Raw genomic sequence first — 12,638 nt, 5'->3', positions numbered from 1 at the left:
ATACCTGCCCGCTTCGGAACTCTCTCGCGCGGGGAGCCGCTGGGATGACACTCAAGGCTCCCGGAAGAGGACTCGAACCCCTACAAAGTGGACCAAAACCACTTGTCCTGCCGATTAGACGATCCGGGATGGACCGGACACCGTGGCGTCCGACACACAGCCCCTACGATACCGAGCCCGCACGGGCGTATGCGCCCTCAATTCTCTCGCACATCTCCAGTGTCCGCGAATACCAGGGCCATGGACGGGTAGTCGGCGCGCTGCGCGCATAACAGAGCACCCCAAAAGCCGCAAGGTAGGAAACCCACTCACCTCGACGGACCGGCCGTCAGCAATGTGACATCCACAGCTTAGGGCTTCCTTACTTACGATGGCGTAGGTTACGGTGGCGTAGCCCGGACATTCGTCCTCATACATGTCGTTGGAGGTAGCCCATGACCGTTCTCGCCGAGCGTTCCTCCCCCACGCCGAAGCCCGACTTCGAACCCGACCCGAAATCCAAGGCAGAGCTCGTCACGTTCGGACTCGTGGTGGGTCTGCCCCTGATCGCGATCGCGGCGGCGGTTCCCCTGGCGTGGGGATGGGGACTCGGCTGGACGGACATCGTCATCGCCTTCGTCTTCTACGTCGTCTCCGGGCTCGGCGTCACCGTCGGGCTCCACCGCTACTTCACGCACGGCTCGTTCAAGGCCAAGCGGCCGCTGAAGATCGCGATGGGCATCGCGGGCAGCCTGTCGCTGGAGATGTCCGTGCTGGACTGGGTGGCCACGCACCGCAAGCACCACAAGTTCTCCGACAAGGAGGGCGACCCGCACTCGCCGTGGCGCTTCGGCCCCGGCTTCAAGTCGATGTCCAAGGGCCTGCTGTACGCCCACATGGGCTGGCTGTTCGAGAGCGAGCGCACCAACCGCGAGAAGTACGCCCCCGACCTGTGCAAGGACGAGGACATCCAGAAGCTGCACAAGTGGTTCCCCACGCTGGCCCTCGTCTCGGTCCTGCTGCCCGGCGTGCTCGGCCTGCTGCTGACCTGGTCCTGGCAGGGCGGCCTGACCGCGCTGTTCTGGGGCTCGCTGATCCGCATCGGCCTGCTGCACCACGTGACCTGGTCGATCAACTCGATCTGCCACGTCTTCGGCGAGGAGTCCTTCCAGACGCGCGACAAGTCGCGCAACGTCTGGTGGCTGGCCATCCCGTCGTTCGGCGAGTCCTGGCACAACCTGCACCACTCCGACCCCACCTGCGCCCGGCACGGCGCGCTCAAGGGCCAGATCGACCTCAGCGCCGGCCTGATCCGCCTGTTCGAACGGGCGGGCTGGGTGTACGACGTGCGCTGGCCGACGCCAGAACGCCTGGCGGCGAAGCGCATTGCCTGACGAGAATCAGCCGATGAACGGCCATTCGTCCGTGGCCGTCATTATGGAACCCGTGACCGAACCCCGATCTCGCAGGCGCATGTCCGGTAGAGAGCGCAGAGAGCAGCTGATCCTGATCAGCCGCACGCTGTTCGCCGAGAAGGGGTTCGACGGGACCTCCATAGAGGAGATAGCCGCCACCGCGCAGGTGTCGAAGCCTGTGGTGTACGAGCATTTCGGCGGCAAGGAAGGCGTCTACGCGGTCGTCGTCGACCGCGAGATGCAGAAGCTGCTCGGCATGATCACCTCGGCCCTCGCCGCCTCCCACTCCCTCATCAAGCTGGAGCGGGCCGCCCTGGCCCTGCTGCAGTACATCGAGGAGAGCAGCGAGGGCTTTCGCATCCTGGTGCGCGACTCGCACGCGGCCTCGGGCACGGGCACGTTCGCGAGCCTGATCAGCGAGATCGCCAGCCAGGTCGAGGACGTCCTGGCCGACGAGTTCGTGGAGCGCGGCTACGACCCCAAGCTCGCCCCGATGTACGCCCAGATGCTGGTCGGCATGGTCGCGCTGACCGGCCAATGGTGGCTGGACGTGCGCAAGCCGGGCCGCGAGGAGGTCGCCGCGCACCTGGTGAACCTGGCCTGGAACGGCCTGACCGGGCTGAACCCGAGCCCGGTCATCTCCGTGGCCACCCGCAACCAGGCCGCCGCCGCCAAGCCGCGCGTCAGCGACAAGGAGCTGCGCGACTTCGAGAAGGCGCGCGAGAAGGAGCTCAAGGAAGCGGAGAAGCTGCGCCAGCGTGAGCTGCGTGACGCGGAGAAGGCCAGGGTACGAGAACTGAAGGAGCGCGAGCGGGTGCTGAAGGAGGCGGAGAAGGCCCGCGAGCGCGAGGAGAAGATCCGTCAGCGGGAGGCCAGGCTCGCCGAGCGCGCCGCACGCCTGGAGCAGGCCGACCATCCGGAGTGAGTCGTTGCGGCTACGTTAACGTTCCGTTCAACCAATCGGGGCAATATAGGCCATATGTCCGCGGAACCGCTGCAACCGGGAAACGATCTGCCCCTGCCACAGGAGCGGTTCCTCAACCGTGAGGAAAGCTGGCTCCAGTTCAACGAGCGCGTACTCGAACTGGCCGAGGACCCGTCGCTCCCGCTGCTCGAACGGGTCCGCTTCCTGGCCATCTTCGCCAGCAACCTCGACGAGTTCTTCCGCGTACGGGTGGCCGGCCTGAAGCGGCGCATGGCCACCGGACTGCTGCTGCGCACCAAGAGCGGGCTCAAGCCGCGCGAGGAGCTGGCCAGGATCGCCACGATCGCCGACTCCCTGGCCAAGCGGCACGCCGCCGCCTTCCACGACCGGCTCTGCCCCCAGCTCGCGACCGAGGGCATCGAGATCGTCCGGTGGGACGACCTGGGCCGCGAGGAGCGTACGGAGCTGCGCAAGCTGTTCAGGGAGCGGATCAGGCCGGTGCTGACGCCGCTGGCGGTCGATCCGGCCCACCCGTTCCCCTACATCTCCGGGCTCAGCCTGAACCTGGCCGTGCTGGTGCGCAACCCCATCACCGACCACACCGTGTTCGCCCGGGTCAAGGTGCCCTCGCAGCTCCCCCGGTTCGTGCCGGCCTCCAAGGACCGGTTCGTGCCGCTGGAGGACGTCATCGCGGCGCACCTCGGGCAGCTCTTCAAGGGCATGGAGATCCTCCAGCACCACGTCTTCCGCGTCACCAGGAACGAGGACCTCGACGTCGACGAGGACGTCACCGAGAACCTCATGCAGGCGCTGGAGAAGGAGCTGCTCAGGCGGCGGTTCGGGCCGCCCGTGCGGCTGGAGGTCGAGGAGACGATCACGCCGGAGGTGCTGGCCCCGCTCGTCGAGGAGCTGGAGCTGGCCCCGCACGAGATCTACCGGCTGCCCGGCCCGCTCGACCTGACCGGCCTGCACGCCATCGCCGACCTCGACCGCGGCGAGCTGAGCTTCCGCCCGTTCGTGCCGGCCGAGGTGATCAACGCCGAGGACGACGTCTTCACCACCCTGCGCGAGCGCGACGTGCTGCTGCACCACCCGTACGACTCGTTCGCGACCAGCGTGCAGCGGTTCATCGAGGAGGCCGCGGCCGACCCCCGGGTGCTGGCGATCAAGCAGACCCTCTACCGGACCAGCGGCGAGTCGCCCATCGTGGACGCGCTGATCGACGCGGCCGAGGCGGGCAAGCAGGTCGTCGTGGTCGTGGAGATCAAGGCCCGCTTCGACGAGCACGCCAACATCTCCTGGGCCAGGAAGCTGGAGCGGGCCGGCTGCCACGTGGTCTACGGCGTGGTCGGTCTCAAGACCCACTGCAAGCTGGCCCTCGTCGTCCGCCAGGAGCCCTCGGGCGAGCTGCGCCGCTACTGCCACATCGGCACCGGCAACTACAACCCCAAGACGGCCCGCCAGTACGAGGACTTCGGCCTGCTCACCGCCGACCCGCTGGTGGGCGAGGACGTCACCGACCTGTTCATCCACCTGACCGGCTACTCCAACCACTCGGCGTACCGGAGGCTGCTGGTCGCGCCGCACTCGATGCGCAGCGGGCTGCTGGCCAGGATCGACCGGGAGATCGCCCACCAGCAGGCGGGCCGCCCGGCCCGGATCAGGATCAAGACGAACTCGCTGGTGGACGAGCCGATCATCGACGCGCTCTACCGGGCGTCCAGGGCGGGGGTGCCGGTGGACCTGTGGGTGCGCGGGATCTGCATCCTGCGCCCTGGAATCCCCAATTTGTCGGAAAATATCCGCGTAAGGTCGGTTTTGGGGCGCTTTCTTGAGCACTCCCGCGTGTACGAGTTCGGCCTCGGCAGGCGTCCCGAGGTGTGGATCGGCAGCGCCGACCTGATGCGCAGGAACCTCGACCGCCGGGTCGAGGCCCTGGTCAAGGTGACCTCCCAGCAGCACAAGGCGTACCTGATCGAGCTGATGGACCTGGCCATGGCCGACACCACGAACGCGTGGTGGCTCAACTCCGACGGCAACTGGATCCGTCACCACGGCGAGGACCTGCAGAGCCATCTCGTCAGCACCAGGCGTTGGAGGACCGTTGATGACTGACCTGCTCCGGGCCGCCGGAGCCGTCGTCTGGAGGGGCGAGGAGAGCAGCCCCGAGGTGGCGGTGATCCACCGCCCGCGCTACCGCGACTGGACCTTCCCCAAGGGCAAGCTGGAGAGCGGCGAGCACGTGATCGCCGCCGCCCTGCGCGAGGTCAACGAGGAGACCGGCCTGACGGTCGTCCTGGGCCGGGCCCTGCCCCCGATCCACTACCTCAGCGGCGGCCGGCTCAAGCGGGTCGACTACTGGACCGCGCGGGTCGCCTCCGACGCCGGCTTCGAGCCGGGCGAGGAGGTCGACGAGCTGCGCTGGCTGCCGCTGGACCAGGCCCGCGAGCTGCTGACCTACGAGTGGGACGCCGGGCTGCTGCGCGCCCTGAAGGCCGCGCCGCTGGCGACCGTGCCGCTGGTGCTCGTACGGCACGGCACGGCCGGGTCCAGGAGCGAGTGGGACGGCGACGACGCGCTGCGCCCGCTGGACGCGCACGGCGGCTCCCAGGCCGCCACCCTGGCCACCGCGCTGCCCGCCTACCGGCCCGAGCTGCTGGTCAGCTCGCCCAGCCGGCGGTGCGTCCAGACGCTGGAGCCGTACGGAACCCCGATCAGGACCGAGCCGCTGCTCAGCGAGGAGGGCCAGGACCCGCGCAAGACGCCGGACCTGGTCGGCGAGCTCGCCGTGCCCGCCGCCGTGTGCAGCCACGGAAAGGTCCTGCCGCACCTGATCCACGCGCTGAGCGGCAAGGACGTGCACCTGCGCAAGGGCGCGTTCGCGGTGCTGCACCGGCTGGACGGGCACGTCGTCGGCGTCGAGCGCTACGCGACCTGACGGCTCACCAGGTGACGGGCAGGCGGGCGAAGCCCTGGGTCAGCCTGCCCTCGTTGCGCGGCAGCTCGGCGAGCGGGACGGCCAGGCTCAGCCCGGGGAAACGCTGGAAGAGCCGGCCGAACACCGCCTCCAGCTCCACCCTGGCCAGGCTCGCGCCGACGCAGAAACGCGGGCCGTACCCGAAGGCGAGGTGCGGGTCGGTGGGCGGACGCCCGATGACGAAGGTGTCGGGATCGGGATAGACGCGCTCGTCCCGGTTCGCCGGGCCCGGGTTGAGCACGACGGCCTCGCCGCGGCGGATCGTGCGGCCGTCGATCTCGATGTCCTCGTGGGCGTACCTGGGCAGTCCGTGCAGGCTCGGCACGGCCATGCGCAGGATCTCCTCGACCGCGGCGGGCGCGAGCGCGGGGTCGGCCCGCAGCAGCGCGAGCTGGCCGGGGTTGGCCAGCAGCAGGAGCACGCCGTAGTCGATGCGGTTGACCGTGGTCTCGTGCCCGGCGAACAGCAGGCCGGCGGCCAGTTCGGCGATCTTGCCGTCGTCGTCCAGCTCGCCGGCCAGGTCCGACAGGACGTCCTCGGCCGGCTCGCGCCGCTTGCGCTCGATCAGCCCGGCCATGTACGCGCTCAGCTCCGCCCGCGCCGCCTGGCCGGCCGCCTCGTCCCGGAGGTCGGCCATGCCCGCGGACAGGCCGCTGAAGTACTCCCTGTCCTCGTACGGGACGCCGAGAAGCCGGCAGATGACCAGCACGGGCAGTGGGAAGGACAGCTCGGCGTGCAGGTCGGCCGGCGGCGTCAGCCCGGCCAGGTGGTCCAGCCGCTCCTCGACCAGAGAGCCGACGTGGCCGGCGAGCCTCCTCATCCGCCGGGCCGAGAAGGCGGGCGTGAACAGCTTGCGCAGGCGCTCGTGGTCGGCCTTCTCGGTGGCGACCTCGCCCTGCGGACCGCCGAGGAGGACGGAGTTCGACACGCGCGCCGCCCGCTCGGGCTCGGGGTGGGAACGTCCGAGCCGGCTGTCGGTGAACAGGCTGCGTGCCTGCTCGTAACCGGTGACCAGCCAGACCTCGTCGCCCACCGAGGTGCGCACCCGCGCGATGCCCTCCTTCTCCCGCAGCTCCCGGTAGGCCGCTGGGACTTCGAGAGGGTCGCTGCGCGCGAAGGGGATTGCCGGAAGGTTCGTCATAGAACCTTCTTAACCGCCTTCACGGTTTCCGCCCAGACTCTGGGGAAATCGGCCTGGGCACGTTCTGCCGTGTTGCGTTCGATCCCGATCAGCAGCCCGTACGTGAAGGTGTCCTCGCCCGCCTGCCGGGCGACCTCGGCCAGCTCGGCCAGCGTCTGCTGGGCGACCACGCCGTCCCGGTGTGCTCCCAGGATCTCCTGGACGTTCTCGGCCAGCTCGGCGAGCCTGGCCATGTCCTTGCCGAGGGTGGGTTCGAGCGCTTCGGCGGTGTAACGAGCGCGTTTGGCCGCCTTGCGGACGTCGTGCAGGGCGATCTCGCGGCGTTCGGCGTCCTCGACGGCCTGCGCGGCCTCGTACGCCCTGGTCACGCGGTCCCAGCCCGCGGAGGCCAGGGCGGTGAGCTTCTCCTTCGCCGGTCTGGCGGCGGCCTTGCCCAGGTCGGGGGTGGCGATCAGCGCGTCGAGGGCGTCCAGGAGGGTGTAGTAGCGGTCGCCGCTGAGTGCGTCCTTGATGCGCTCGTACGCCTCCTGCTCGCGTTCGTGCAGATCCGAGCCTAGACGGGTGCGGATGGGGCCGGTGACCAGCTCCGGGGCGAGGCCGGCCAGCTCTCCGGCGAACCTGGCCCTGGTCACCTCAAGGTCGCGGGCCTCGCCGAGGACCGTGCCGAGCCAGCGCAGCTCGTCCTGGATCGTCTTCGTACCGGTCACCACCGACTTGAACGCCTTGAGCGCGCTGCGCAGCCTGCGCGAGGCCACCCGCATCTGGTGGACGGCGTCCTCCTCGGCCCTGCGCACCCGTGGATCCTGGCCGAGGAGGGCGGCGACCTGGCTCGACAGGTAGTCGATGACGGTGTCGGCGGCCGTACCGGGCTCGGTGGCGACTCTGGCGGGCGGGGTGGGGTCGAGGAGCCGGGCGAGCTTGCTGGCGCTCCCGGCCGGGCTCGCCCCCGCCTTGCGCAGCCGCTTGCCGACCTTGGCCAGCAGGTCCCGCCGGTCCTCGGCCATGAGCTCGGCCTCGACCTCACGCCACCGCAGCACCTTGCCGTCCCGGTGGACGGTGCCCTTCACCCGGTCGTCGGCGATCTCGACCAGACCGGTACCGCCGTCGTGCAGCAGGGTGACGCTGCGACGGGTGTCGAGCTCCGCGACGACCTGAAGCTCCGCCCCCCTGGCATAGGCCCGGACGAGTTCGGCCAGCTCCGGCGGCACGATCTTGGTGCTGCGGGTGAGCGGGCACGTGATCTCCTGGCGCACGCCCTTGGCCTTGGGCAGCTTCAGGTGCCAGCCCGCGTCGTCGCCGCCGCGCCTGCGTCTGAGCGTGACGCCCCGCGCGGCCAGCCGCAGATCGGGCGTGTCGTAGTAGAGCGCCACGAGCTGATGGCTGCGCGGGCCCGTGACCTGGGCCAGGCCGCTCAGGTCCGGGATCGTGTAGTCGGATGGAACGTCGAACTTGTCCTCGATCTCGATGCCCACTGCACCTCACAAGTGTCCGATTTCGGCCCATGATGCCACCTGGAGGTGAACATCACACGGCTTGCAGGAGCTCGATGCGGTTGCCCACCGGGTCCGTGACGTAGATCCGGCGGTAGCCGGGGAACAGGTCGTCGGGCACGGCGTCGGGGATCTTCGCGGCGTACGCGTCGAGGTCCTCGACCAGGAAGGCCGGGTGGGCCTTGCGCGCGGGCCTGAAGTCGTCCTCGATGCCGACGTGGATCTCCACACCGTCGCCGCGGAACCAGGCGCCGCCGCGTCTGGCCAGCTCCGGGGGCTTGGGGACCTCGCGCAGCCCGAGCACGCCCTCGTAGAAGGCGCGCAGTTCGGGCTCGCTGCCTCGGGGCGCGGCGAGCTGGACATGGTGCAGGGCTGTGATCGTCATTTCTGGGCCACCACGAAGATCCGTCGGAAGGGGAAGGGGGTGCCGTAGCTCCTGGCCGGGTAGGCCTCGGCGAGCGGCCCGGCGAGGTCGGCCTTGAACTGCCGCTGCTCCTCCGGGCCGAGCCGGTCGAAGATCGGGCGCAGGGCCGTGCCGGAGACCCAGTCGAGCACCGGGTTCTCGCCCTGGAGCAGGTGCACGTACGTCGTCTCCCAGGCGTCCACCTGGCAGCCGCCGTCGTTGAGGAAGTCGAGATACCGGACCGGGTCGTCCACCGGGTTGCTTCTGTTGAGATCGCTGAGCCGGTCGGCCCAGGCGCGGGAGGCGCACAGCTCGCGGATGGCGACATGGCTCGGGGCGTCGAAGTTGCCGGGCACCTGGAAGGCCAGCCAGCCGCCGGGGGCCAGCTCCTCCAGCCAGTGTTCGAGCACGTCGTGGTGGGAGGGCACCCATTGCAGGACGGCGTTGGACACGATCACGTCCATCGGGCGGTCGGGGTGCCAGGTTTCGACGTCGGCCACGGCGAAGTGCACCGGGGTGTCGAGTTTGCGGGCCTTCGCGATCATCGCGGGCGAGGCGTCGAAGCCTTCGACGGTGGCCCCCGGCCAGCGTTCGGCGAGCATCACGGTCAGTTCGCCGCTGCCGCAGCCCGCGTCCACGACATAATCGGGAGCCACCGCACCGACTCTGGATATCAGCTCGATGAACGGCCGCGACCGCTCGTCGGCGTAGACGGCGTAGGTCACCGGGTCCCAGATATCTCTTGACATAGAGATAATTGATATCGAGAGAGATATCTCGATGTCAAGACAGTAGACTCTGTGTCATGACGCCACAGGATGACGAGGTCGACCGGCTGGTCGCGGCATGGCGGATCGAGCGGCCCGACCTCGACGTCGAGCCCCTCCAGGTCCTCTCCAGGGTGTCACGGCTGGCCAAACATCTCGACCGCGCCAGGCGGGCGGCGTTCGCCGAACATGATCTGGAGCCGTGGGAGTTCGACGTGCTCACCGCTTTGCGGCGGGCCGGGAAGCCGTACGAGCTGAGCCCCGGGGCCCTGCTACGGGCCACACTGGTCACGTCCGGGACGATGACCAACCGCATCGACCGGCTCGCCCAGGCCGGGCTGGTACGGCGGCGGCCCGACCCCGAGGATCGGCGCGGCGTGCTGGTGTCGCTGACGGAGACAGGGGTGGCCCAGGTGGACGCGGCGTTCGCCGGCCTGCTCCGCCGTGAGCGCGACCTGCTCTCCGGCCTCCAGCCCGCCGACCAGCGCTCCCTGGCCGCCCTCCTGCGCCTCCTCCTCGCCCCCTTCGACTCCCCCCAGTGAGCGCACTTCTCGGGGTGCCGCCTGGGCTGAGGTGAGGTCAGTCGCCGAGGCGGTCGGCCACTTCAAGCCATTCCGCCTCGACGGTGTCCTTCTGGGCCAGGACGTCACGTAGCTGGGCATCGAGGGAGCCCAGCTTGGCGTAGTCGCTGGCGGCCTCGGCCATGGCGGCGTGGAGGCGGGCCTCCTGGTCGCCGAGCTTGTCGAGCTGGCGTTCCAGGCGGTTGAGTTCCTTGCGGAGCTCGCGTTCCTCCTTGGCCGACAGCCCGGTCTCCGGCTGGGCGCCGGAGGCAGCCGCGGCAGGAGCCGCAGCGCCGGACGCCGGGGCAGGGGTGCTGCCGAGGCGGGCGGTCACGGCCGTGCCGGCGCTGCGGCGTTCGAGGTATTCGTCGACCCCGCCCGGCAGCAGCGCGAGCTTGCCGTCACCCAGCAGCGCCACGCACCGGTCGGTCACCCGCTCCAGGAAGTAGCGGTCGTGGCTGACCAGGATCAGCGTGCCCGGCCAGCCGTCCAGCAGGTCTTCGAGCTCGTTGAGCGTCTCGATGTCGAGGTCGTTGGTGGGCTCGTCGAGGAGCAGCACGTTGGGGTCGTCCATCAGCAGCCGCAGCAGCTGCAGCCGCCGCCGCTCGCCGCCGGACAGATCGCCGATGACCTTCCACTGCGCGTCGCCCTTGAACCCCAGGCGCTCCAGCAGCTGGGACGCCGTCCACTCCCGCTTGCCGAGCTGGAGGTACTTGCGGATCTCCTCCACCGACTCCAGCACCCGCCGCGACGGATCGAGCTCGGTCAGCTCCTGGGACAGGTGCGCCAGACGCACGGTCTTGCCCCGGATCAACCGGCCCGAGTCGGGCTGGACGCCGTCGGCGAGCAACCGCAGCACCGACGACTTGCCCGACCCGTTGACGCCGATCAGCCCGATCCGGTCGCCCGGCCCGAACTGCCACGTGCAGTGGTCGAGCACCAGCGGCCCCGCGCCGGGGCCGCCCGCGTGCAGGGTGACGTCATCGAGGTCGTAGACGGTCTTGCCGAGCCGGGCCGCGGCGAACCGCATCAGCTCGACGGTCTCCCGCGCCGGCGGCTCGTTCGCGATCAGAGCCTGCGCGGCGTCGATCCGGAACTTCGGCTTGGACGTGCGGGCGGGCGGACCGCGGCGCAGCCAGGCGATCTCCTTGCGCATGAGGTTCTGGCGGCGTTCCTCGGCGGCCTGGGCGATGCGCGCCCGCTCGGCCTTGGCCAGCACGTACGCGGCGTAACCGCCCTCGTAGCGCTCGACCCGGCCGTCGACCACCTCCCACGTGCGGGTGGAGACGGCGTCGAGGAACCAGCGGTCGTGGGTCACGACCAGCAGGGCGCTCTTCCGGGCCGCCAGGTGGGCGGCGAGCCAGGCGATGGCCTCGATGTCGAGATGGTTCGTGGGCTCGTCGAGCATGACCAGGTCGTGGTCCTCGATGAGCAGGCGGGCCAGCGCAGTACGCCTGCGCTCGCCGCCGGACAGCGCGGTGGCCTTGGCGCCGAGGTCGAGGTCGCCGATCAGGTTCGTGAGGATCTCGCGGACCTGCTGGTCGCCGGCCCATTCGTGCTCGGCCCTGTCCCCCAGGACGAGCTCGCTCACGGTGGCCTCGGGGTCGAGGGTGTCCTGCTGGGACAGGAACCCGACCCGCAGCCCGCGCGTGTGGGTGACCCGGCCGCTGTCGGGGCGCACGTCACCGGCGATGACCGAGATCAGGGTCGTCTTACCGCCCCCGTTGCGGCCGACGACGCCGATGCGCTCCCCGGCCTCGATGCCCAGGGAGACGTCGCTGAGGAGCGGCTTGGGGCCGTAGGCGTGGGAGACCGACTCAAGGTTGACCAGATTCATGACATGTCCAGGGTATCGGTCCGCCCAACCGCTTCCCGACGCCCAGGACGTCCCTTGATCGTCTGCGGGCCGGGGATTGCCGGACCTGATGCCCTCACGGGCGCACGGACCCGCCCCGGGCCCTTCGGGGCAGAGGGTCGGGGGCAGGGGGTTACAGCAGGGTGGCGCCGGTTACGGGGCCGTGGGCGGCGACCGTGGTGGTGGCGGCGCCGGTGGCGGTGAGGCTGTGGGCCAGGTCGCGGGCGTGGGTGGCGTCGATGGCCAGGAAGGCGCAGGTGGGGCCGGAGCCGGAGACGATCGCGCCCAGCGCGCCGTGCTGGCGTCCGGCGTCGAGGGTGGTGGCGAGCTCGGGGCGCAGGGCCAGGGCGGCGGCCTGGAGGTCGTTGCTCAGGTGGGCGCCCAGGGAGTACGCGTCGCCGGTGCCGAGGGCCTCGATGAGCGGGGCGTCGAGCTCGGGCCAGGGCACGCGGGCGTCGGAGGCCTCGCGCTGGCGGTCGCACTCCGCGTAGACCTTGGCGGTGGAGAGACCGCCGTCGGCCAGCGCGAACACCCAGTGGAACGTGCCGCCCGTGGGCAGCTCGCTGAGCTGCTCGCCGCGGCCGGTGCCGACCGCCGTGCCGCCGAGCAGCGAGAACGGCACGTCGCTGCCCAGGTCGCCGGCGATCTCCATGAGGTCCTCGAAGGGCAGGCCGAGCCCCCAGAGCTCGTTGCACGCCACGAGGGCGCCCGCCGCGTCGGCGCTGCCGCCCGCCATGCCGCCGGCGACCGGGATGGCCTTCTCGATGATCAGATCGGCGCCGTACGAGCGGCCCGCGTGCTTGGCGAGGGCGCGGGCGGCGCGGATGGCGAGGTTGTCGTCGTCGAGCGGCACCTGGTCGGACCACCTGCCGTTGACCGTGACGGTGATCGACTCGGCCTCCTTCGCGACCACCTCATCGAAGATCGACACTGCGTGGAAGACATTGACCAGGTCGTGGTAGCCATCTTCCCGGAGCGGGCCGACTGAAAGCTGCACGTTGACCTTCGCGGGCACACGTACGGTCACCGAACTCATCGATCTTCTGCCACTTTCATCGCTTGCCGGGGTCAAGGACACTCGATGTTATCGGGGTGGGGTGCGCTGACATGCGGTTCTCGGAATTCG

11 protein-coding genes and 1 tRNA gene are annotated in these 12,638 nt (G+C 70.1%); 5 read left to right on the top strand and 7 right to left on the bottom strand.

Annotation, left to right across the window (positions count from 1 at the left end):
* Nucleotides 1–57 precede the first annotated feature (57 nt).
* Nucleotides 58–129, bottom strand: a tRNA-Gln gene (locus ACIA8R_RS13425).
* Nucleotides 130–434: 305 nt separating this feature from the next.
* On the opposite strand from ACIA8R_RS13425, the gene ACIA8R_RS13420 reads away from it, so the two are divergent.
* Genes ACIA8R_RS13420 through ACIA8R_RS13405 form a run of 4 tightly spaced genes read left to right on the top strand, consistent with a single transcriptional unit; the run spans nucleotide 435 to nucleotide 5,257 of the window.
* Entirely contained in the window at nucleotides 435–1,373 is a 939-nt protein-coding gene (locus ACIA8R_RS13420; protein ID WP_364097680.1) for an acyl-CoA desaturase, read from the top strand.
* Between the two features lie 52 nt (nucleotides 1,374–1,425).
* Nucleotides 1,426–2,319 carry a TetR family transcriptional regulator gene (locus ACIA8R_RS13415; RefSeq protein ID WP_397038428.1) on the top strand — a complete coding sequence of 298 codons (894 nt, stop codon included), beginning with the start codon at nucleotides 1,426–1,428 and terminating at the stop codon, nucleotides 2,317–2,319.
* Nucleotides 2,320–2,373: 54 nt separating this feature from the next.
* Nucleotides 2,374–4,434 (top strand): RNA degradosome polyphosphate kinase, encoded by a 2,061-nt coding sequence (locus tag ACIA8R_RS13410; RefSeq protein WP_397038426.1) that lies wholly within the window; start codon nucleotides 2,374–2,376, stop codon nucleotides 4,432–4,434.
* Complete coding sequence (locus ACIA8R_RS13405) at nucleotides 4,427–5,257, top strand: NUDIX domain-containing protein (protein ID WP_397038424.1); 831 nt, start codon at nucleotides 4,427–4,429, stop codon at nucleotides 5,255–5,257. The genes ACIA8R_RS13410 and ACIA8R_RS13405 overlap by 8 nt, the downstream gene beginning before the upstream one ends.
* 4 nt (nucleotides 5,258–5,261) lie before the next feature.
* Here the strand turns inward: ACIA8R_RS13405 and ACIA8R_RS13400 are convergent, their stop codons facing one another.
* The 4 genes from ACIA8R_RS13400 to ACIA8R_RS13385 are packed head-to-tail and all read right to left on the bottom strand — an operon-like array spanning nucleotide 5,262 to nucleotide 9,079.
* A complete protein-coding gene (locus ACIA8R_RS13400) occupies nucleotides 5,262–6,437 on the bottom strand; it encodes a cytochrome P450 (protein WP_397038422.1) in 1,176 nt (391 codons plus the stop codon).
* Nucleotides 6,434–7,909: a CHAD domain-containing protein gene (locus ACIA8R_RS13395; protein ID WP_397038420.1), complete on the bottom strand. Its 1,476-nt coding sequence runs from the start codon at nucleotides 7,907–7,909 to the stop codon at nucleotides 6,434–6,436. Before ACIA8R_RS13395 ends, ACIA8R_RS13400 begins: the two co-directional genes overlap by 4 nt.
* A gap of 52 nt (nucleotides 7,910–7,961) precedes the next feature.
* On the bottom strand, nucleotides 7,962–8,312 hold the full coding sequence (locus ACIA8R_RS13390) for a VOC family protein (protein ID WP_397038418.1): 351 nt from the start codon (nucleotides 8,310–8,312) through the stop codon (nucleotides 7,962–7,964).
* Nucleotides 8,309–9,079 carry a trans-aconitate 2-methyltransferase gene (locus ACIA8R_RS13385; RefSeq protein ID WP_364097695.1) on the bottom strand — a complete coding sequence of 257 codons (771 nt, stop codon included), beginning with the start codon at nucleotides 9,077–9,079 and terminating at the stop codon, nucleotides 8,309–8,311. The genes ACIA8R_RS13390 and ACIA8R_RS13385 overlap by 4 nt, the downstream gene beginning before the upstream one ends.
* Nucleotides 9,080–9,135: 56 nt before the next feature.
* Here ACIA8R_RS13385 and ACIA8R_RS13380 point away from each other — a divergent pair, with 56 nt between their 5' ends.
* Nucleotides 9,136–9,639, top strand: a complete 504-nt coding sequence (locus ACIA8R_RS13380) for a MarR family transcriptional regulator (protein ID WP_357710067.1) — start codon at nucleotides 9,136–9,138, stop codon at nucleotides 9,637–9,639.
* 37 nt (nucleotides 9,640–9,676) lie between these two features.
* Here the strand turns inward: ACIA8R_RS13380 and ACIA8R_RS13375 are convergent, their stop codons facing one another.
* Together ACIA8R_RS13375 and ACIA8R_RS13370 are read right to left on the bottom strand one after the other, a co-directional pair.
* Nucleotides 9,677–11,494, bottom strand: coding sequence for an ABC-F family ATP-binding cassette domain-containing protein (locus tag ACIA8R_RS13375; protein ID WP_364097698.1), 1,818 nt, complete (start codon nucleotides 11,492–11,494; stop codon nucleotides 9,677–9,679).
* Between the two features lie 151 nt (nucleotides 11,495–11,645).
* Nucleotides 11,646–12,548, bottom strand: a complete 903-nt coding sequence (locus ACIA8R_RS13370; protein WP_357710061.1) for a 4-(cytidine 5'-diphospho)-2-C-methyl-D-erythritol kinase — start codon at nucleotides 12,546–12,548, stop codon at nucleotides 11,646–11,648.
* Nucleotides 12,549–12,638 lie beyond the last annotated feature (90 nt).

The sequence above is a fragment of the Nonomuraea sp. NPDC051191 genome, assembly GCF_044455665.1.
GTDB lineage: Bacteria > Actinomycetota > Actinomycetes > Streptosporangiales > Streptosporangiaceae > Nonomuraea.
The sequence above is the reverse complement of the archived record's forward strand: the minus strand, read 5'-3'. Positions and strand labels throughout refer to the sequence as shown.